The sequence below is a fragment of the Paenibacillus terrae genome, assembly GCF_000943545.1.
In the GTDB taxonomy this organism is placed as follows: Bacteria; Bacillota; Bacilli; order Paenibacillales; family Paenibacillaceae; genus Paenibacillus; species Paenibacillus terrae_A.
In genome coordinates, this window is the sequence record NZ_JTHP01000016.1 from 41,946 (window position 1) to 63,532 (window position 21,587).

General features: G+C 48.3%; 21 protein-coding genes. All 21 read left to right on the top strand.

What is annotated here, in order from left to right:
• The first annotated feature begins 4 nt into the window (after nt 1-4).
• The 21 genes from hpt to QD47_RS10430 all read left to right on the top strand — a co-directional run bounded on the left by hpt (nt 5) and on the right by QD47_RS10430 (nt 21,585).
• Nucleotides 5-544, top strand: coding sequence for a hypoxanthine phosphoribosyltransferase (gene hpt / locus QD47_RS10325; RefSeq protein ID WP_014279057.1), 540 nt, complete (start codon nt 5-7; stop codon nt 542-544).
• 97 nt (nt 545-641) lie between these two features.
• Nucleotides 642-2,681, top strand: coding sequence for an ATP-dependent zinc metalloprotease FtsH (gene ftsH, locus QD47_RS10330; RefSeq protein WP_044646046.1), 2,040 nt, complete (start codon nt 642-644; stop codon nt 2,679-2,681).
• Between the two features lie 279 nt (nt 2,682-2,960).
• Complete coding sequence (gene nadB, locus QD47_RS10335; protein ID WP_044646047.1) at nt 2,961-4,574, top strand: L-aspartate oxidase; 1,614 nt, start codon at nt 2,961-2,963, stop codon at nt 4,572-4,574.
• Entirely contained in the window at nt 4,564-5,454 is an 891-nt protein-coding gene (gene nadC / locus QD47_RS10340) for a carboxylating nicotinate-nucleotide diphosphorylase (protein ID WP_044646048.1), read from the top strand. The genes nadB and nadC overlap by 11 nt, the downstream gene beginning before the upstream one ends.
• A gap of 6 nt (nt 5,455-5,460) precedes the next feature.
• Entirely contained in the window at nt 5,461-6,228 is a 768-nt protein-coding gene (locus QD47_RS10345; protein ID WP_044646049.1) for a type III pantothenate kinase, read from the top strand.
• 224 nt (nt 6,229-6,452) lie between these two features.
• Entirely contained in the window at nt 6,453-7,337 is an 885-nt protein-coding gene (hslO, locus tag QD47_RS10350) for an Hsp33 family molecular chaperone HslO (protein WP_044646050.1), read from the top strand.
• A 20-nt stretch (nt 7,338-7,357) separates the two neighbouring features.
• Nucleotides 7,358-8,302, top strand: coding sequence for a peptidyl-prolyl cis-trans isomerase (locus QD47_RS10355; protein ID WP_044646051.1), 945 nt, complete (start codon nt 7,358-7,360; stop codon nt 8,300-8,302).
• A 216-nt stretch (nt 8,303-8,518) separates the two neighbouring features.
• On the top strand, nt 8,519-9,457 hold the full coding sequence (gene cysK / locus QD47_RS10360; RefSeq protein WP_044646052.1) for a cysteine synthase A: 939 nt from the start codon (nt 8,519-8,521) through the stop codon (nt 9,455-9,457).
• A 129-nt stretch (nt 9,458-9,586) separates the two neighbouring features.
• A complete protein-coding gene (locus QD47_RS10365) occupies nt 9,587-11,209 on the top strand; it encodes an anthranilate synthase component I family protein (RefSeq protein WP_044646053.1) in 1,623 nt (540 codons plus the stop codon).
• A gap of 5 nt (nt 11,210-11,214) precedes the next feature.
• Entirely contained in the window at nt 11,215-11,790 is a 576-nt protein-coding gene (gene pabA / locus QD47_RS10370) for an aminodeoxychorismate/anthranilate synthase component II (protein ID WP_044646054.1), read from the top strand.
• A gap of 3 nt (nt 11,791-11,793) precedes the next feature.
• Nucleotides 11,794-12,690, top strand: coding sequence for an aminotransferase class IV (locus tag QD47_RS10375; protein WP_044646055.1), 897 nt, complete (start codon nt 11,794-11,796; stop codon nt 12,688-12,690).
• Nucleotides 12,687-13,553 carry a dihydropteroate synthase gene (folP, locus tag QD47_RS10380; protein ID WP_044646056.1) on the top strand — a complete coding sequence of 289 codons (867 nt, stop codon included), beginning with the start codon at nt 12,687-12,689 and terminating at the stop codon, nt 13,551-13,553. The genes QD47_RS10375 and folP overlap by 4 nt, the downstream gene beginning before the upstream one ends.
• Before the next feature lie 70 nt (nt 13,554-13,623).
• Nucleotides 13,624-13,986 carry a dihydroneopterin aldolase gene (gene folB / locus QD47_RS10385; protein ID WP_044646057.1) on the top strand — a complete coding sequence of 121 codons (363 nt, stop codon included), beginning with the start codon at nt 13,624-13,626 and terminating at the stop codon, nt 13,984-13,986.
• A gap of 9 nt (nt 13,987-13,995) precedes the next feature.
• Complete coding sequence (gene folK, locus QD47_RS10390; RefSeq protein ID WP_044646058.1) at nt 13,996-14,544, top strand: 2-amino-4-hydroxy-6-hydroxymethyldihydropteridine diphosphokinase; 549 nt, start codon at nt 13,996-13,998, stop codon at nt 14,542-14,544.
• The gene (locus tag QD47_RS10395; protein ID WP_044646059.1) at nt 14,496-14,696 is read left to right on the top strand and encodes a helix-turn-helix domain-containing protein; all 201 of its coding nucleotides are present in this window, start codon (nt 14,496-14,498) and stop codon (nt 14,694-14,696) included. Before folK ends, QD47_RS10395 begins: the two co-directional genes overlap by 49 nt.
• 46 nt (nt 14,697-14,742) lie before the next feature.
• Nucleotides 14,743-15,771 (top strand): tRNA dihydrouridine synthase DusB, encoded by a 1,029-nt coding sequence (gene dusB, locus QD47_RS10400; protein ID WP_044646060.1) that lies wholly within the window; start codon nt 14,743-14,745, stop codon nt 15,769-15,771.
• Between the two features lie 214 nt (nt 15,772-15,985).
• A complete protein-coding gene (gene greA, locus QD47_RS10405) occupies nt 15,986-16,462 on the top strand; it encodes a transcription elongation factor GreA (RefSeq protein ID WP_025684746.1) in 477 nt (158 codons plus the stop codon).
• Between the two features lie 109 nt (nt 16,463-16,571).
• The gene (gene lysS, locus QD47_RS10410) at nt 16,572-18,098 is read left to right on the top strand and encodes a lysine--tRNA ligase (protein ID WP_044646061.1); all 1,527 of its coding nucleotides are present in this window, start codon (nt 16,572-16,574) and stop codon (nt 18,096-18,098) included.
• Between the two features lie 86 nt (nt 18,099-18,184).
• Nucleotides 18,185-19,522 (top strand): TrkH family potassium uptake protein, encoded by a 1,338-nt coding sequence (locus tag QD47_RS10415; protein WP_044646062.1) that lies wholly within the window; start codon nt 18,185-18,187, stop codon nt 19,520-19,522.
• Between the two features lie 292 nt (nt 19,523-19,814).
• The gene (locus QD47_RS10425; RefSeq protein ID WP_044646064.1) at nt 19,815-20,342 is read left to right on the top strand and encodes a hypothetical protein; all 528 of its coding nucleotides are present in this window, start codon (nt 19,815-19,817) and stop codon (nt 20,340-20,342) included.
• Nucleotides 20,343-20,814: 472 nt separating this feature from the next.
• Nucleotides 20,815-21,585, top strand: a complete 771-nt coding sequence (locus tag QD47_RS10430; RefSeq protein ID WP_044646065.1) for an enoyl-ACP reductase FabI — start codon at nt 20,815-20,817, stop codon at nt 21,583-21,585.
• The last annotated feature ends 2 nt before the right edge of the window (nt 21,586-21,587 follow it).

The following is a 21,587-nucleotide window of genomic DNA, read 5'->3' on the forward strand; positions in this document are numbered from 1 at the left end:
ACCGTTGCAAAATGATATTCAGGAAGTATTAATCAGCGAAGAAGAAATTCAGAGTAAAATCAAGGAATTGGGCGCACAGCTCAGCGTGCAATACGAAGGAAAGAATCCGTTGGTGATCTGCGTGCTGAAGGGTGCGTTTATCTTTATGGCGGATTTGGTTAAAGCTATTACAGTACCACTGGAGCTTGATTTCATGGCTGTATCCAGTTATGGTGTGTCCACCAAATCATCAGGCGTCGTTAAAATTATTAAGGATTTGGACGCTTCGGTTGAAGGACGCGACGTTCTGATCGTCGAAGATATTATCGACAGTGGCCTGACGTTGACTCATTTGATTGAATTGCTTAAGAACCGTAATGCCAATTCGGTATGTGTCGTAACCCTGTTTGACAAACCTGCTCGCCGGACGGTTAATCTTGAAGCTGATTATACCGGATTTACTCTTCCGGATGCGTTTGTTGTGGGTTATGGTCTGGATTATGCCGAGCACTACCGGAACCTCCCATACATAGGGATTTTGAAGCCGGAAATCTACACCAGCTAATCTCAGCCTCCAGTCCTAGGACTAAATAGCGTCCTTTGTTGAGAAGGGCTTATAGGCTATGGTAAAATAACTTAAGTGTTTCGAGAGGAGGTAGGGGATGAATCGGTTCATCCGGAATTCTGGTTTTTATTTGATTCTTTTTTTAGTTGTGGTGGGTATCGTTCAGTTTGTCAGCAACAGTAACGAAGCCTCCGATCTCCCTAGATATGACCAATTACGGCAAGAGGTTAAAGCTAATAATATCTCTAAAGTAACGGTCCAATTTGACGGTTACGCCTATCTTGTAACCGGTGCATATAAGAAGCAGCCGGCTGATGCCAAATCCACCAATTTTTCTGTGTATGTTCCGCCAACGGACTCTGCTTTAACCGAATTGGTTAATGCTAGTGAAACGAACGGGTTTCAATACGTACAGAAGAAAATGGAAGGCGAAAGTATTTGGCTAACGTTCTTGACTTCTATTGTTCCTTTGGTGATCATGTTCCTGTTGTTCTTCTTCCTGTTCAATCAGGCGCAGGGCGGTGGCGGCAAAGTTATGAACTTCGGCAAGAGCAAAGCCCGTCTTTATAACGAAGAGAAGAAGAAAGTTACCTTCGAAGACGTGGCAGGAGCCGACGAAGAGAAGCAGGAGCTTATTGAAGTCGTAGAATTCTTGAAGGACCCGCGTAAGTTCGCAGCTGTGGGCGCCCGTATTCCAAAAGGTGTTCTGTTAGTGGGCCCTCCGGGTACTGGTAAAACACTCTTGGCAAGAGCTGTTGCAGGTGAAGCCGGAGTACCGTTTTTCAGCATTTCGGGTTCTGATTTTGTAGAAATGTTCGTCGGTGTCGGCGCTTCCCGCGTCCGGGATTTGTTCGAAAACGCGAAAAAGAACGCACCATGTATCATTTTCATTGATGAAATTGATGCTGTCGGACGTCAACGTGGCGCCGGATTGGGTGGCGGACATGATGAACGTGAGCAGACGCTCAACCAATTGCTCGTTGAGATGGATGGATTCGGAGCGAACGAAGGTATTATCATTGTAGCTGCAACGAACCGTCCGGATATTCTGGATCCGGCATTGCTTCGTCCGGGACGTTTTGACCGTCAAATTACAGTCGATCGCCCAGACGTTAAAGGTCGCGAAGCTGTGTTGTTTGTACATGCACGCAACAAGCCATTAACTAAAGATGTTAAAATGGATGTTATCGCGAAGCGTACAACAGGCTTTACAGGCGCTGATCTGGAAAACCTGTTGAACGAAGCTGCGTTGTTGGCAGCCCGTCGTGACCGTAAAGATATTTCGATGCGGGAAGTGGATGAAGCGATCGACCGTGTTATCGTAGGTACAGAAAAACGCAGCCGCGTAATCAGTGACCGCGAGAAACGGATTGTAGCTTATCACGAAGCAGGCCATACGATTATCGGCTTCTTTCTGGAAAATGCCGACATGGTTCACAAGGTAACGATTATTCCACGTGGACGCGCAGGCGGATATGTCATCATGCTTCCGAAGGAAGATCGCATGCTGACGACCAAGCAGGAATTGCTGGACAAAATCACTGGTTTGCTGGGTGGACGCGTATCTGAGGAACTGTTCATTGGTGAAATCGGAACAGGTGCCTACAGTGACTTCCAACAAGCAACAAGCATCGCACGCAGCATGATCGTGGAATACGGTATGAGTGAGAAACTCGGTCCAATGCAGTTCGGTACTTCGCAAGGCCAGGTATTCCTTGGACGGGATATCGGTCATGAGCAGAACTACAGTGATCAGATCGCTTATCAGATTGACCAGGAGATGAACCGTTTCATCACCGAGTCTTATGAGCGTGCCAGAGAACTCCTGACCAAGTATTCCAAAGAGGTTCATTTGATCGCCCAAACCTTGCTGGTTGAAGAAACTCTGGAACTTGAGCAAATTAAACGTTTGATCGAGACAGGTTCTTTGGACGGCAGCACGAATGAGGGAGAAGGTACACCGGAAAATGGTGAGCCTGTGATCGACAACATCGGAGACGTTCGTGTACGTATTCAAGGCAAGGATGACGAGCCAAAGAATACAACGGATCAACCGAATGATATTCCTAATCTGCAAAAGCCAGAGGACGGTAATAATTCGGGCAACTCTGGAGGTACTCCACCGACAACAACCTGATTATCAGGTTGACAGTTGAATAAGCGTAGATGAAAGCTCCGGAGAACCAGTAACGATTGGTTTTCCGGAGCTTTTTAAATACTGGAGAAATAGCTGAGGCGATTTGACAGACGAAGGAACGTTGTGTACATTTATTGTTAAATAAACGGCTGTTCGTGTTCCTAGCTTATACAAGCTGTCAGCCGCTGTAACCGACTTTCAATCCTTTTGAACATATACCGTGAGCGCATACTGTACAACCTATGGTGTGCGCTATTCTTCTGTGAAACAGGTGAAGGCATGATTCCAAGATATCTGGTTGATTTTGATGTAGCGGAATTACCCAAATTCGAAGCCGACGTGATGATTATTGGCTCCGGCATTGCGGGCTTATATACGGCCATTAAGGCTGCGGAGAATCGGCGGGTGTTGCTAATTACCAAGAAGGCATTATTGGAAAGCAACACCAAGTATGCGCAAGGCGGCATCGCCGCTGTCACTTCGGCTGAGGATGCACCAGCTTATCATATTCAAGATACTCTGATTGCAGGTGCAGGTCTGTGTGAACCGGAAGCGGTCAGGGCCCTTGTTCATGAGGGGCCAGGCGGTGTACAGGAATTAATACGTTTAGGGACGGCCTTTGACCGGGAGAATGGCGAACTTTCGCTGACACAGGAAGGCGCACATAGCCATCGGCGCATCTTGCATGCAAATGGGGATGCCACTGGCTATGAAATTGTTCGTGCATTGTCAGAGAAGGTCGCTGATCATCCCGCTATCGAGGTATGGAACGAGCATATGGTGATCGACCTGCTGACCGAGCAAGGCGAGTGCATCGGTGCTCTGGTTCAAAAGCCGAATGGCGAACGATTATATGTCACTGCGAATGCGACGATTTTATGCTCCGGGGGCGGCGGACAATTATATCGATACACGACCAATCCCGATATCGCGACTGGGGACGGGGTTGCTATGGCATATCGCGCTGGCGCAGCTGTGCGGGATATGGAATTTATACAGTTTCATCCGACAGCTTTGTGTCATCCGGGCGCTCCAAGATTCCTGATTTCCGAAGCCGTGCGGGGCGAGGGGGCAGTGCTGCGCAATATTCATGGAGAGCGATTCATGGAGCAGTATGATTCCCGACAGGAACTGGCACCAAGGGATATTGTAGCTCGTGCCATCGTTCATGAGATGGAACGTACGCAGGCTGCGTTTGTATATCTGGATATTACACATGAGCCTTCTGAACGGATCAAGCAACGGTTTCCAACCATTTATCGAACATGCCTGTCCTTTGATCTCGATATAACGGCGGACTGGATTCCTATAGCGCCCGCTGCGCATTATATGATGGGCGGTATCCAGACCAATTTGCATGGAGAAAGCACCCTTGCACGCCTGTTCGCTTGTGGTGAGGTGTCTTCGACGGGTGTACACGGGGCTAATCGGTTGGCGAGTAATTCGTTATCTGAGGCGGTCGTATTCGGCAGCAGGATTGTCGAGCGGTTACATTCTTTACCGCCGCTGGCCGGTCATACGCTGATTTCCTACAATGACAACCGCGTGGACTCTCTTGCTTCGTCTATCATGGAGCAGCAGCTTAAGCTGCAAGAAACAATGGTTCATTATGTCGGAGTCCGTCGGAATGGGGAGGGGCTGCAAGTAGCACTGGATCAGCTACGGGGGCAGATGTCCGTTTTCAGCGCTGTCCTGACCAGTCGGGAAGAGATTGAGTTTGCCAATTTGCTCACCTGTGGTTTGCTGGTCACGGATGGGGCGTTGCTGCGTGAGGAAAGCAGGGGAGCACATTACCGTGACGATTTCCCTACAGCAGACGATGGCGTATGGCGCAAGCATGTCCAGCAGCGACGTGAGCAAGGGATAACGGAGGAATGCGTTCATGACATCTAACAGCGAGCATTATGGAGAGTTTAGCGGGTATCAGGAAGAACTGACAGCACAAATTCGCAGCTGGCTGCGAGAAGATACAGGATCGGGCGATGTGACCACGCGCTGGACCATCGAGCCGAATCATCAATCCAAGGCGGTAATCCATGCCAAGGAATCCGGTGTTGCTGCGGGCTTGCCTGTGGCAGAACTCGTATTTCGAGTCGTGGACCCCTCGCTGTCCTTCACTCCACTGGTGACCGATGGGCAATGGATCAAGCAGGGGACCGTTCTGGCAGAAGTGACAGGAAGTACCCATGCGATTCTGACTGGAGAACGTTTGGCTCTAAACTTGATTCAGCGGATGTCCGGCATTGCGACGCGAACAAAATCTTTTGTCGACCAACTCCACGGACTTTCGACGCGCTTGGTGGACACACGGAAAACAACACCAGGGCATCGGTTGCTTGAAAAATACGCTGTTCGTGTGGGTGGCGGTTCCAACCATCGGTTTGGCTTGTACGATGCCGTTATGATTAAGGATAATCATATCAAGGGTGCGGGTGGGATTATGCAGGCGGTGACCCGGGCACGTACTCATATTCCGCACACGATGACGATTGAAGTAGAGACGGAAAATATGGAACAAGTTCAGGAAGCGCTGAATGCCGGAGCGGATATTATTATGCTGGATAACATGTCCGTTCAGGATATGAAGGAAGCAGTTCGTTTTATTCGGGAACAGGCTCCACATGTCAAAACGGAAGCTTCAGGCAATGTATCGCTGGAAACGGTGCGTGCGATGGCTGAGAGCGGCGTAGATGTGATTTCTGTAGGCAGGCTGACGTACTCTTTTCATAATCTGGATATCAGCCTTGACCTTAACGCAAAGAAAGATAGGTGACACCGATTGATTCTTGTAGTGGATGTGGGCAATACCAATATTGTGCTGGGGATGTATCAGGGGCGCGAGCTGCTGCATCATTACCGGATTAGCACCTCCAGACAGGCAACCGCAGATGAATACGGCGTGCTCATACATAATCTTTTTAGTATGGGCGGTGTATTTAAGGATGATATTGAAGGGGTCATTATCTCCTCAGTCGTTCCACCGCTGGTCCATGTATTGGAGGAAATGTGCGACAAATACATAGGCAGAACGCCCCTAATCGTCGGACCGGGAATCAAGACCGGTCTTAATCTGCGTTATGAAAATCCGCGTGAAGTAGGGGCTGACCGGATCGTGAACGCCGTTGCTGCTGTCGAGCGGTATGGCGGTCCTCTGGTTGTGGTGGATTTTGGAACAGCGACGACGTTTGATTGTATTGATGACAAGGGAAACTACTTGGGTGGAGTCATTGTGCCAGGTATCGGGATATCGACGGAGGCGCTGTATCAACGGGCTTCCAAGCTGCCTCGCATTGAGCTGGAAAAACCCAAGAAGGTCATCGGCCGCAATACGGTTCATGCTATGCAAGCGGGGATCATTTTTGGATATGCAGGGCAAGTGGACGGAATTGTGGAGCGCATCAAGGAGGAAATGCAGGCAGAGCCTACGGTTATTGCTACTGGAGGTCTTGCCGAGTTAATTGCCTCGGAGACAAGGAGCATTCAGAAAGTGTTGCCGATGTTAACGCTGGAAGGCTTGCGTATCATTTACCAACGTAACGCTGAATAAAAAATGGATATAAGCTGCCGCCGAGGCCAGCCGGAGATGAAACCGGTTTGGATTGGCGGCGTTTTTCGTCTATACTGAAATATGTTACGTTTTTGAACGATTCGCGTGATCTGTAGATACAGGTTATTTATATAGCAGAAAATCATGCTTTGTAGTTATGCGGGAACACTTACTAACGAAAATAACAGCATATAGCTGCTCTGAGCATAGGGGAGGAAATCAATATGGAAAAGAAACAGGATCGACTTATTCGTGGTACAGCTATGGATGGAAGGGTCAGAGCCTTTGCGGTTCGGACAACAGAACTGGTGGAGGAACTGCGGAGAAGACATGATACGTATCCTACCGCCACCGCTGCTTTGGGACGAACACTTACAGCGGGTGCCATTATGGGCTCTATGTTAAAAGGTAAAGAGCGACTGACCATTCAAGTTAAAGGTGACGGTCCAATCGGACAAATCGTCGTTGATGCCAACGCTGTAGGTGAGGTGCGGGGCTATGTGTCCGAGCCGCATGTACATTTGCCGAGTAATAGTATGGGCAAACTGGATGTAGCAGGTGCTGTCGGAACAGAGGGCTTTATTCATATCATCAAGGATTTGGGATTAAAAGAACCGTATCGTGGCAGTACGCCGATTATTTCCGGCGAGCTGGGTGAAGATTTTACTTACTATTTTGCCAAATCAGAGCAGACACCTTCGGCGGTGGGCTTGGGCGTGCTGGTGGATACCGATAACTCGGTTATCGTGGCGGGCGGATTTATTATTCAGTTGCTTCCGGGCTTGGATGATGATGAGATTACGGCCATCGAAAATGCAGTTGGTTCCATTCCGCCAGTTACAGCTCTGTTGGATCAGGGCTTAGAGCTTGATGAAATGCTGCGCTGGATGCTGCCGGACGTTCGGATTCTCGACGAAATGGATATTCATTTTCAATGTGAATGCTCGCCAGAGCGTGTGGAAAAAACATTAATCAGCTTGGGAGAAAGCGAATTGGAGCAGCTGATTGAAGAAGAGGGACAGGCCGAGGTCGTGTGCCATTTCTGTAATGAGGCTTATCGGTTTAATAAAGACGAATTGCAAAATCTGTTAGATCAAGCCAAAGCCTAACCGGATGGGCGGTGCGAGCGATGACTACACGGGAGAAAGGATTATGGACGATTGTCATTATCCTGACCGTCAGTGTCGCCGCCTTGGGTGGTTTTATCATGCTTCGCGGGCTGTTAAAGCCGGGTGATGTAACCAAGGACGACGGCGATCATACTGTGGCGGAGATGGGTCAGGAAGGCATATCTGAGGAACAGTGGATTGCAGAGCTGAAAAAACGCTATGGAGCCACTACACTGTTGCAAATGTTAAACCGCAAAGTTGTGGAGGCGGAGGCTGGGCGTCTCGGTATCAAGGTTACCCAAGAGGATTTGCAGCAGGTGCTGAAGCAGGATAGTAAAGGGTATGCCTCGGATCGCGCCTATTTTGATGAAATGCAGCAACAGTTCGGCTTAAATCCGGATGATTTGCGGAATGAGGCGGAATACCGGATTGGGTTGGAGAAAATAGCCACACAGGGTATTCAAGTTCAGGAAACTGAGATTGACGAGTACTGGAAGCAACATCCTGAGGAATTTGCAGTCGGCAAGCAGATCAAGTTGGCAGCTATATACCCGACCCAAGCGGAGGAAGCTGAGAGGCTACTTGAACGGGTTAAGCAGGGAGAAAGCTTTGATACACTTCTTCAAGAACATTCCAGTCATCTTGACGGCAAAGACAAAAGCGGACAGCTGGGATGGGTGGATGAGTATGATCCTTTTCAGCCGCAAGAGATTATGGAGGCAGCGAGAGAGCTAAGTTCCGGTGATGTTGCTGGTCCCATCGCTGTTAACGATGGCTACGCCGTCATTTTTGTACAGGATATCCGCCTGGAAGCTCCCCCGAACGAACAACAGATTCGACAGCAAATTCGCCGCTCGCTTGCACTCGCTCAAGCTGCCCCTCTGGAAGAGGTAGAGAAAAGCCTGCGTGATAAATACGGGGTACGCATTTTGCCTGGAAAAGATATGCCCTCCATTTCTCTATAAACAGAGTGAGCGATCCTTGATTTGAAGGAAGCGCGATGCTGGAGATCAGAGCTGGAGGCATCGTGTTTTTTATGGCTCGTATTGACAATGGATTTGAAGATTGTTATGATTATCGTGGAAAACCTACCTTTTTTATCGGAAATTAAAACCAGGATTGATTAACAATGTGATTTTGCAAAATTTAATATAACATTCAATGTCAGGGAGGAACTTATCATGGCTAAAGTTGTCAATAACGTTACCGAACTTATCGGTGAAACCCCTCTCGTCCGTCTTAACCGGATCGTACCGGAAGATAGCGCAGAAATTTATTTGAAACTGGAATACCAGAACCCAGGGTCCAGTGTAAAAGACCGCATCGCGATTAGTATGGTGGAAGAGGCTGAGCGTGAAGGACTGCTCAAACCAGGCGGTACGATTATTGAAGCTACCAGCGGTAATACAGGAATCGGTTTAGCTATGGTTGCAGCTGCAAAGGGCTACAAGGCAGTAATCGTTATGCCAGAAACAATGAGCTTGGAGCGTCGCAACCTGCTACGCGCTTACGGAGCGGATCTTGTGCTGACACCCGGATCGGAGGGCATGAACGGCTCTGTTAAGAAAATGGAAGAGCTGCTGAGTGAGAATCCGGAGTATTTTGCTGCCGAGCAGTTCAAGAACAAAGCCAACATCAAGATTCACCGTGAAACGACAGGCCCTGAGATCGTTGAAGCCATCCGCTCCATCGGTGGTAGCTTGGACGGTTTTGTAGCCGGGATTGGTACAGGTGGTACTATTTCTGGTGCAGGGGAAGTGCTTAAGAAAGAATTCCCTGAAATCAAAATCGTTGCTGTAGAGCCCGCTGCTTCTCCAATCTTGGCTGGTGGTAAGCCAGGACCCCACAAAATTCAGGGGATTGGTGCCAACTTCATTCCTGAAATTTTGAACCGTGACATCTATGATGAAATTATTCATGTAGAAAACGATGAAGCTTTCGAAGTTGCGCGTACAGTAGCCAAGGAAGAAGGCATTTTGTCAGGTATTTCCTCTGGTGCGGCTGTTCATGCTGCTTTGAAACTGGCTAAAGAATTGGGCAAAGGCAAGCGCATTGTTGTCATCGTTCCAAGTAATGGTGAACGTTACCTGAGTACGCCACTGTATAATTTCGAGCTGTAATTACGTCGTAATTGTGTATACTATATGTAAGGAGTCCCTCATTTCCCTGTTGCCAGGGGGTGGGGGATTCTTTTTAAAAAAGTAGCATATAGACTTTGCGCAAAGTAAGGGAAGGGGAAGCACACACGCATGAAATCGACAGCTAGAGTAACGGAGGCACAGTGGCAGGCCTGGCAGAAGGAAGGATGGAGTATACTCCCATATATTGCTGAGTATCAGTTACCTGCGGACGGTTTACCCTTATCATGGCAGAAGGCATGGGAGGATTCGTCACCCTATGCCTTTTTACTGGAGAGCGCTAAAGGCGGGAGATACACCTATCTGGGCTTAAATCCGGTTGCTTTATTGGAAGGTAAAGGGGAACAGGCAGTCTGGATCGATCTAAAAAGCGGCAAGCGTGATCTCATACAAGGTCAGCCCCTGACAGTCATGAACGACTGGATCGCTCCCTACCGTGCGCCGCGCGTACCGGGTATTCCTTTTTTTACTGGAGGCTTTGCTGGTTATCTTGGCTACGATGTAGCTCGCTCACTGGAGCGCCTACCGATTCAGGCAGCAGACGATACAGGCATACCGGACTATATATGGATGCAAGTGAACGAGCTATGGATCTATGATCATGAGGAAGCCCGTATTTATTGCGCTATTCATACGCCCGCACCTGTTCACTTGGATACCGTCAGTAGTAACACCGTCAATGTCGATGATGTCGCTTTGGATCAGCAGAAAGCCATACTTTCCGAATATTACGCAGAAGCTGTCCAGCGTGCAGAACGTATGCTGACTCAGTGGGAAAACATCATACAAGCCGGAGCATCTGACCCTGCTTATATTCGCCGTTGCGCAAGGCTTGCCGAAGAAGAGCTGCTCGTTGCTCATCATGAAGAAGAAGGCTGGAAAGCAGCTTTCAACCAAAAGGACTTTGAACACGCCGTAAAGGGCGTGCAGGAATACATTGCACAAGGTGACGTGTTTCAGGTGAACCTGTCGATTCGTCAGCAACGTACGCTGGCAGCCCGACCTGAGGATATCTATGAGTGGCTTCGCCTGCTGAACCCTTCCCCTTACATGGGCCTGCTGCGGATGCCGGATTTACGAATCGTCAGCGGTTCGCCGGAATTACTGGTAAAGCTGGAGGATGGACGCGTCAGCGCACGTCCCATTGCAGGTACGAGAAGGCGAGGGCTTACACCGGAAGAGGATACTGCCATGGCTGCCGAACTGCTATCAAGCGAAAAAGAGCGTGCCGAGCATATTATGCTCGTCGATCTGGAACGTAATGATATCGGCCGGATTGCTGAATACGGAACGGTGCATGTGCCGGAGCTGCTGACAGTGGAGTATTATTCGCACGTGATGCATCTCGTTTCTCAAGTAGAGGGCAAGCTGGCCGCGGGTCGTACCGCTTTAGATGTGATCGCCGCCACCTTTCCGGGGGGAACCATTACCGGAGCGCCCAAGGTGCGTACTATGGAAATTATTGAAGAATTAGAGCCTGTCCGGCGTGGTCCTTATACAGGGTCCATGGGATGGATTGACTATAACGGCAATATGGAATTAAATATTATAATAAGAACACTAGCTGTCAAAGGCAGCACGGCCTACTTACAGGCAGGTGCAGGCATTGTCATTGACTCAGACCCGTACAGGGAATATCGCGAGTGCCGAAATAAGGCAAGAGCCGTCATGAAGGCAGTACAATGTGGTGAAGAAGAAGCCGCTTTGAGCAAGAGCGGTATCACAGGAGGGTGAGTCGTATGATTTTGGTGATTGATAACTATGATTCGTTTACGTACAATCTTGTTCAGTATTTGGGTGAGCTAGGCGAGGAAGTAACCGTAAGACGGAACGATGAGATTGATCTGAAAGGCATAGAAGAGTTGGCGCCGGAGCATATTCTGATTTCACCGGGTCCATGCACGCCGAATGAGGCGGGAATATCGCTGGACGTGATTAGCCACTTTAAAGGACGGATTCCGATCTTCGGCGTTTGTCTTGGTCACCAGGCCATCGGACAGGCGTTTGGCGGTCATGTCATCCGGGCTGAACGACTCATGCACGGCAAAACATCACCGATTCTCCACCATAATACATCGGTATTTGAAGGTTTGCCTTCCCCGTTTACAGCGACCCGGTATCATTCTTTGCTGGTGGAGCGCGAGAGCCTGCCTGAATGTCTGGAAATTACCGCTGAAACTGCGGAAGGTGAAATTATGGGCTTGCGGCATAAAGAGTTTGCTGTGGAAGGAGTTCAGTTCCATCCGGAGTCCATCATTACGGACCACGGACATCAACTGTTACGCAATTTCCTGAAACGCAAGGTAGGCGTCTGATTCATGAAATACATCGGAGTCAATGGCGTCCTCACGGAAGCCGCAGATGCCGTGATTCACGTAAGTGATCACGGCTTTTTGTACGGAATGGGCCTGTTTGAGACCTTCCGTACCTACAAGGGAGTTCCGTTTCTGCTCGATCGTCATTTGCACAGACTGGCAGAGGGCTGCCAGATGCTGGGCATTCCTTTTCAACCGGACAAGAACCAGCTTACCGCGCATATCCACAGTCTGATGGCCGCGAATGGTCTGAACGAAGCATATATCCGCTACACCGTGTCAGCGGGCGAAGAGGTACTCGGCTTGCCATCTGGTGACTATACGCGCCCTAACCATATTTTGTTCGCCAAGCCGTTACCCGCTACGCATATAGAGGCCGTGGGAACAACTGCCATATCGGCGCTTCAGTTGTTGCGAACTCCGAGAAACACGCCCGAGGGCGAGATTCGTTTAAAGTCGCTCCATTATATGAATAACATTCTCGCCAAGCGGGAGCTTCAGCAGTACGCCACTGCCGTCCAGCATAAGGCTGAAGGGATGATGCTTACGGCAGACGGTTTCCTGGCAGAAGGAATGGTCAGCAACCTGTTTTTTGTCCGAAACGGTACGCTGTACACCCCAGATCTGTCCACAGGTATCCTGTCAGGGATTACACGTGGACTCATTCTGGAGCTGGCGCAAGCGAGAGGTGTCCGCTGTGAGCAGGGTCTATACCATTGGGACGAGCTGCGACTGGCCGATGAAATATTTATGACGAATTCCATACAGGAAATCCGGCCTGTGAGCCTACTGCTGGAGCCGGATGGAACGACGCACCAGTTATCCGATGCCTGGACACAGGCCGGTTCCATAACAGCTCTGCTGTTACACGATTACAGAGAGAAAGCAGGGATAAATTGAATATACCGACCATTTACCGACGAAGCTATCAGATGGGCGAGGCCGAGCTTACGCTCGGAGATTCGACACAGGTGATGGGTATACTGAACGTGACCCCGGATTCATTTTCCGATGGCGGATTGCACAATAGTCTGGAGATTGCCGTTTTACATGCCTTGAAGCTGGTGGAGGATGGAGCCGATATTATTGATATTGGCGGAGAGTCCACCCGGCCGGGGCATGATCCGGTAGGCGTGGAAGAAGAACTGGCACGTGTCATTCCGGTAGTACAGGCTATTCACCGTATTGCTCCGCACATTCCATTATCCGTGGATACTTACAAAGCTGAAGTAGCCCGGCAGGCGCTTGAAGCAGGTGCGCATATCATCAATGATGTGTGGGGGTTTAAGGCAGACCCTGACATGGCAAGTGTGGCTTCACAATTCGATTGTCCAGTCATTTTAATGCACAATCGTCATGACCGTAACTATAGCGATTTAATACCTGATATGATTGATGATTTAAAAGAAAGTATCCGATTGGCGCTGGATGCGGGTGTACGTGCGGAACAGATCATTTTAGATCCGGGCATCGGGTTTGCCAAAGATTACGACGAAAATATCCATGCTATGACTTCTCTGGATACACTAAGTCAGTTGGGCTACCCGCTGTTGCTGGCGACATCACGCAAAAGATTTATCCGTACAGCGCTGGATTTGCCTGTAGATGATGTGGTTGAGGGCACAGCGGCTACGGTCGCCTTTGGCATTGCCCAAGGCTGTCAGATAGTGCGTGTACATGATGTTGCGCAAATCAAACGCACGGTACGGATGTGTGATGCGATGGTGTACGGGTCCAAAAATGCACTGAGTTATGGGGGGTAAAGCCCACTCCGCATAAAGTCACTGCATTTTAGAGAAAAAATTGAAATAAAAAAACAGGGGGACTACCACGATGGATAAAATAGTTTTACATCGCATGGAGTATTATGGATATCACGGCGTTTTTCCTGAAGAACGTAAGCTGGGACAGCGTTTCTACATTGATTTGGAACTGGAGCTTGATCTGCGTGAGGCGGGCGAGCAAGATGCATTGGACAAAACGGTTAATTACGCTGAGGTGCATTACACCGTTAAAGATATTGTAGAAAAGGAATCTTACCAATTGATTGAAGCTTTGGGCGAACGTATTGCATCTTCCTTACTGGACACTTATACTAGTGTCAATGCACTGACTGTCAAAGTCACGAAGCCGCATCCGCCGTTCGATATTCATTTTGAGGGCGTGACGGTTGGGCTTTATCGCGCAAGAAAGTAGGAACGGTACATGAACGCACATTCGACCTCTGAGGCATCAGAGGCTTATATTGCTTTAGGGGCTAATTTGGGGGATCGTGAGCATACCCTGTATGAAGCCATCACGGCGCTGGACGAACATCCGGGTATACGGGTGCTGCGTTGCTCCAGCCTGTACGAAACAGAGCCTGTCGGGTATCTGGATCAGCCTTCTTTTTTGAATATGACAGCAGCCATATCCACAACACTTGCTCCAGAGGAGCTTCTGACCTTCATGTTAGAAGTAGAGAGCCGTCTGGGTCGAGTAAGACATATTCCTAACGGTCCGCGCACCATTGATCTGGATTTGTTATGGATGGAAGCGGTGCAGCTGGCTACACCGGATTTGGAGCTTCCTCATCCCCGTATGTTGGAGCGCGCTTTTGTGCTTGTGCCATTAGCTGACATCGTTCCTAACCAAGATCCATCCGGTCTGTACAGTATCATGCATACTGCATTGAAATCATTGGATGGAAAGGACGGCATACAGTTTTGGAAAACAAGCAGCTGGCGCAGCGGCTTCGCGCCTTTCGGAAGCTAAAAGGATTCACGCAGCAGGAGTTGGCTGAGCGAACCGGCATATCCTTGGCCGTACTGGGTGCTGTGGAACGGGGCAACCGAACAATAGAGCCTGACATGTTGGACATTATTGCCCAAACGCTAGAAATTGAAGTCCGGGAACTGACGGAATGACGATAAGTACACCATATACAAGTATGAATAAAGGAGTGAACAGAGAATGTTGAAAATCGGCGGTATTGAAATGAAAAACCAGGTCGTCCTGGCTCCGATGGCGGGCGTGTGTAACCCTGCTTTCCGTCTGATTGCCAAAGAATTTGGCACAGGCTTGGTATGCGCAGAAATGGTTAGTGACAAGGCGATCATTCACGGCAACAAGCGCACCCGTGAGATGCTGTTCGTAGATGAGCGCGAGAAGCCGCTCAGTCTGCAAATTTTTGGGGGAGATCGTGAATCTTTGGTGGAAGCGGCGAAGGTTGTGGATCAGGAGACGAACGCAGATATTATTGACATCAATATGGGCTGCCCGGTTCCCAAGGTAACCAAATGTGATGCGGGTGCCCGTTGGCTGCTCGATCCCAATAAAATTTATGAAATGGTATCCGCTGTCGTGGAATCCGTTAGTAAACCTGTTACCGTGAAAATGCGTATTGGATGGGACAGCGAGCATATTTATGCCGTAGAGAACGCCCGTGCCGTAGAACGTGCCGGAGGTCAGGCTGTCAGCGTACATGGCCGTACACGGGAGCAATTGTATACGGGACATGCGAACTGGGATATTATAAAAGAAGTTAAAGAATCAGTTTCCATTCCTGTAATCGGAAACGGGGACGTGGCAACACCGGAAGATGCCCGCCGGATGCTCGATTTGACCAACTGTGACGGTGTTATGATCGGACGTGGCGCTCTGGGTAATCCTTGGATGCTGTACCGTACGATTGAGTATTTGCAGACAGGTGAGCTTTTGCCTGATCCTTCACCGGAAGAAAAAATCCGCATTGCCATTCTGCATATGGACCGCCTGGTGGCATTGAAGGGTGAAGCTGTGGCTGTCCGCGAAATGCGTAAGCATCTGGCCTGGTACCTCAAAGGACTTAGAGGCTCTGCACGCATTAAGGACGTTGTTATGGAAGAAACGAAACGTGATGATATGGTACGTATTTTGGATGGCTTTGTATCCGGACTACACACGGTAGAAAATGATGAACATTCCACAGAGGCTGTTTCTCCTGCCGCCGTTGCGCAATAAGGAAGCTGTTTCTGCCTTTGTATGTGATTGACTTTTCCAATTACTTGCCCTATAATCGTTCAGTATAAAATCTTGATGTATGCTACAAATTGTATGCAGCTCTCAAGACAACAGCAGGAAATGTTCTCATTCCCTCAGAGTGGCATATTATGTTTTGAAAGCGTGCATTCCGATGCACTTTTAAACTTTTCCCATGACAGGAGAATCGGTTAAGATGAGCGATAAAGAAGTCATTCTGACACAGGAAGGTCTTAGAAAGCTCGAAGATGAGCTTGAGAACTTGAAGTCTGTCAAACGCCGTGAAGTGGCGGAACGGATTAAGGTAGCTATCGGATACGGGGATATCAGTGAAAACTCCGAGTATGAGGATGCGAAGAATGAGCAGGCTTTCATTGAAGGCCGTGTAATTACACTGGAAAAATTGCTACGCAATGCCCGCATTATCAATAGTGATGAAATTGAAACCGATGTTGTGGGAGTAGGCGCAACCGTGACCGTTGAGGATATGGAATTCGGGGATGTTACAGAGTATGCGATCGTAGGTTCAGCCGAATCGGACCCACTACAGAATAAAATCTCCAATGAAAGTCCGCTTGGCAAGGCAATGCTTGGTAAGAAAAAAGGAACTGTTGTGGATGTTACCGTTCCAGCAGGCGTTATACAATATAAAATCGTGGATATCAAAAAATAAGACACAGACTTTGGAATTGAATGTAAAAGCTTCCTTGGGGAAGCTTTTTTTCTCACACCCGGACGGACCCCGGCCCGTCTATTCATATTGAAGGAGCTGATTTAGCACCATGTCGGATGAAACTACTAACCAGGAACCTCAAGAAAATCGTGAGGAACTAAGCGAACTGCTGCAAATTCGCCGCGCCAAATTGGACGAGCTTCGCTCGTTGGGCATTGACCCTTTTGGTCGTAAATACATACGCACAGCTGAGGCGGGTGTACTGCTAAGCAAGTATGACAGTCTGACTAAGGAAGAACTGGAAGAAAAGAATATTGAAATTAGCATTGCAGGCCGTATTATGGCCAAACGGGTTATGGGGAAAGCCAGCTTTGCCCATGTACAGGATCTCAGTGGACGTATTCAAATCTATGTTCGTCAAGATACCGTGCCGGAAGCCAAATACAAAGCATTCGGTATTTTGGATCTGGGCGACATTGTGGGGATTAAAGGCGTACTGTTCAAGACCAAAACAGGCGAGACCACCATTAAGGTGCTGGACCTTGAGGTATTGTCCAAATCGTTGTACCCATTGCCGGAAAAATATCATGGTCTGAAGGATGTTGAGCTGCGCTACCGTCAGCGCTATGTCGATCTGGTTATGAATCCGGAAGTACAAAAAACGTTCATTACACGTTCCCGTATTATTCAATCCATGCGCCGTTATCTGGACTCGCTCGGTTATTTGGAGGTTGAAACGCCAACACTGCATTCCATCGCAGGTGGGGCGGCGGCCAAGCCGTTTATTACACATCATAATGCATTGGACATGCAGCTATATATGCGTATTGCCATTGAACTTCATCTGAAACGACTGATTGTCGGCGGATTGGAGAAAGTATATGAGATCGGTCGCGTTTACCGTAATGAAGGTATTTCCACTCGCCATAATCCTGAGTTCACGATGATTGAGCTGTATGAAGCGTATGCTGACTACCAGGATATCATGCAATTGACGGAAAACATGGTGGCTCACATTGCGCAAGAAGTGCTTGGTACACAGCGCATTCATTATCAGGGCCAGGAAGTGGACCTGACGCCGCAATGGCGCAGGGTATCTATGGTCGATGCTGTTAAAGAAGTAACAGGCGTGGATTTTGGCGCGCAATTGAGCAATGAAGAAGCTCATCGCCTTGCGAAAGAGCATAAAGTGCCGGTAGATCCGCATATGACCTTTGGACATATTCTGAATGCCTTCTTCGAACAATTCGTAGAGGAAACACTTATTCAACCGACCTTTATTACCGGGCATCCGGTTGAAATCTCGCCATTGGCGAAGAGAAACGAGCAAGATCCACGCTTTACGGATCGCTTCGAGTTGTTTGTTGTAGCTCGTGAGCATGCCAACGCATTCACCGAGCTGAATGATCCGATTGACCAACGTCAACGTTTTGAAGCACAATTGCTGGAACGTGAGCATGGCAATGACGAGGCTCATGAAATGGATGATGATTTTATCCGTGCCTTGGAATACGGCATGCCGCCAACAGGCGGACTGGGCATCGGCATCGACCGCTTGGTCATGTTGCTGACGGATGCTCCTTCCATTCGCGATGTGCTGCTTTTCCCGCATATGCGTAACCGTACGGTAGAATAACATAACATTATGAATATAGAGGATCAGCCGGGCTTCCCGTGTCTTGTTCCTCTTTTTCATAAGAACGGATGGAGAGAAAACTTCTAATGAAACGCAGCGTCAAGCTTGCCCGGTTTGCGTCGCCTCCTTTTATATTGGTCATCGGATACTTGCTGATTATTGCATTGGGCACTTTGCTGCTGATGCTTCCTATTTCCAATCATAGTGGACATGCTCCGCATTGGATTGATTCGCTGTTTACGTCCGTTTCCGCTGCTTGTGTCACCGGATTAGTCGTAGTAGACGTTAATTCAACTTATACGATGTTTGGAGAAACGGTCATCATGGTGCTGATGCAACTGGGCGGTCTGGGTTTTATGACCCTGGCGACCTTGTTTGCATTGCTGCTGGGGCGACGGTTATCGTTGAAGGATCGGCTGCTGCTAAAGGAAGCGATTAATGCCGACAGCATGGAAGGAATTGTGCGCATTATTCGCAAGGTGCTGATTTTTTCTTTTACCATTGAGGCGATAGCTGCCGTAGTCATGGCTTTGCGGTGGATGAGGGAGATGCCCGTCGGACAAGCGATATACTACGGAATATTCCATTCGGTATCTCTTTTTAATAACGGGGGATTTGACCTGTTCGGAAGCAGCTTCCAACGGTATGCCGGAGATTTTGTGTTCAATATGATTGCATCTGTGCTTGTCATTTCAGGGGGATTGGGCTTTCTTGTACTCAGTGATCTGTTCGATTTTCGCCGCACCCGGCGGCTGAGTCTTCACTCCAAAATGGTGTTAAGTGTGTCGGGTGGGCTTATTGTGATTGGGGCGCTGGTCATATTTATTTTTGAGTTTACCAATGCACGAACCCTAGGCTCGCTGAACTGGGAAGGCAAAGTGTATGCATCGGTCTTTCAATCCGTTTCCACGCGATCATCGGGTACCAGCACAGTAGATATCAGCGGGTTGAGGCAGGCCAGCCAGTTTTTTATCATGTTGTTAATGATTATCGGTGCTTCTCCAGGCTCTACCGGGGGAGGAATCAAAACGACTACGTTCCTGCTGATGGTTGGCGCTCTAATTGCCGTCATGCGGGGACAGAAGGAAATAGTGTTCTTTCGCCACCGGGTTCCCAAAGATATCATGATGCGTGCGCTGACCATTATTGTATTGGCTCTATTTATCTTCTCCATTGTGGTCATGCTGCTCTTAATGACAGAGGAGGCACCTTTTCTCTCACTTGCGTTTGAGGCTGCTTCCGCGATCGGAACGGTTGGTCTGTCCGTAGGTGTGACCCCGGGACTGTCTGACGCGGGTAAGCTGATCATGTGTGTAACCATGTTCATTGGCAGAATTGGGCCGCTTACGATCGCTTATGCCATCCGTCCACGCTCCACCAAGACGCTATACCGTCGTCCCGAAGGGCATATCGTAATTGGATAGCTCAATAGTATAAAAAGATGCACCCGTGCTGATTGACACGGGTGCATCTTTTTTCATTTTGCATCATCATCGTCTCATGTGCAGCATATCATGAAAAGTATCCAATTTGAGAAAATGAGGCACAATGGGCTTGACAGAGACTATTTTTTTGTAGAAAAAAGGCTATTTGTTTCCTTTTATGTAATTATAGACAAGATACTAGGAATATTATGTATAATATTGTATGATAGTGGGCATGGAAGGGGGATAGCTGAGGGGTTTACCAATTTCAATTTGAAAGGAATTATCTATTATGTATTTATTTATTATTAGTGCTGAAGTTTTATTCTGGGTTTTTGTTGTTGCAGGGTTGATCGCAAGATATATGTTTGGCTTAAAGAAATTAGGTGGTCTTCTTTTACTGTGTACTCCTATTATTGATGTCCTGTTACTGATTGCTGTGTTTATCACGGTGAGCAGAGGCATGGAGATTACGACCGCTACTGGCCTGGCGGCTTGTTATCTTGGCATTACGGTGGCATTTGGTCATAGGTTAATTAAATGGGCAGATGTGCGGTTCTCTCATTGGTTTGGCAAGGGGCCGAAGCCCGAACGCAAATATGGCGCTGCTCATGCAAAAGAGGAACGGACGGGGTGGTTGCTTCACCTGTTGGGCTGGGTCATCGGCAACGCTCTGCTGCTCGCCATCATTGTGTATGTAGATGATCCACAGCGTACGGTTTCCTTGGAGGGCATTATGAGTACATGGGCAATCGTTCTGGTAATCGACTTTATTGTTTCCTTTAGCTATACTTTGGCTCCAAAGAAAAATAAGGCGTAGCCCTCAGCACACTTGGATGAAATAAGACCGATCAATCAGGATGTTCAAATCGGAAGGGACATTGATGGTAAAAATGAAGTTGTCACTTCCGGTAGTTTGCTGAGTTTTTATACTACTCTCGCTTTGACAGTCACCTCATTTTTGCCTCTCTACCTTTTCACTCGTATGGATTCCTTCCGATTTGAACACAGACCAACAGAAGCAGTTCAGATTATTTTTTCGTGAGCTGACAGACAGCATGCATCATGTGTTCTCCTGACCTTTTTAAGAAGGAGAGTAATAAGATGATTATATGTCTTGTAAATATTTATGAATTTTAGATGAATTCTTGAATCTGCGTAAAACGTCGATTGTTTAACTTTGGCAACTAACATGATAATATTCCAGAAAAGATTACATATGTCTATATATGTAGACATACGAAATTAAGTTGTTTTTTTGTCGAAAAATGTAAATAAGAAAGGTGGTTTCTGTGGCAGCACTGCTGAGTGGTAAGAACATTTTGATTATGGGCGTGGCTAATAACAGGAGTATTGCCTGGGGGACAGCCCAATCTTTAGCTGCTGAAGGAGCAAGGCTCATTTTTACTTACGAAAATGAGAGGGTCGCAGATCGGGTGCTAAAGCTCGTTGAAACGATTCCGGGGTCCATTGTCTGTCCCTGTAATGTACAAAGCAATGAAGAATTGGATGCACTGGCGGATTTTCTAAAGGAGAAAGTAGGCGTCCTGCATGGTTATTTTCACAGTGTTGCCTATGCTAAGGCTGAGGATTTGGACGGCCTGTTCGTCGACACTTCTCGCGAGGGATTCGCCATTGCTCAAGAAATCAGTGCCTATTCTTTGGCTGCTGTTTCCCGACGAATTTACCCGCTGATGACGGAGGGTGGAAGTATCGTCACCATGACGTATATTGGCGCAGAACGAGCGATCAAGAATTACAACGTTATGGGTGTGGCGAAGGCTTCACTGGAAGCAAGCATGCGCTATCTGTCGAACGATCTGGGTACTTATGGTATTCGTGTCAATGCGATTTCGGCTGGTCCCATACGGACTTTGGCCGCATATGGGATTAAGGATTTTAGCACGATGCTAAAGCATATTGAAGAGACGACGCCCCTACGTAAGACGGTTGACACGTCCGAAGTTGGAGATACCGCGTTATTCCTATTTTCCCATTTATCGAGAGGCATTACGGGAGAAGTTATCCATGTTGATGCAGGATACCATATTACGGGGATGTAAGG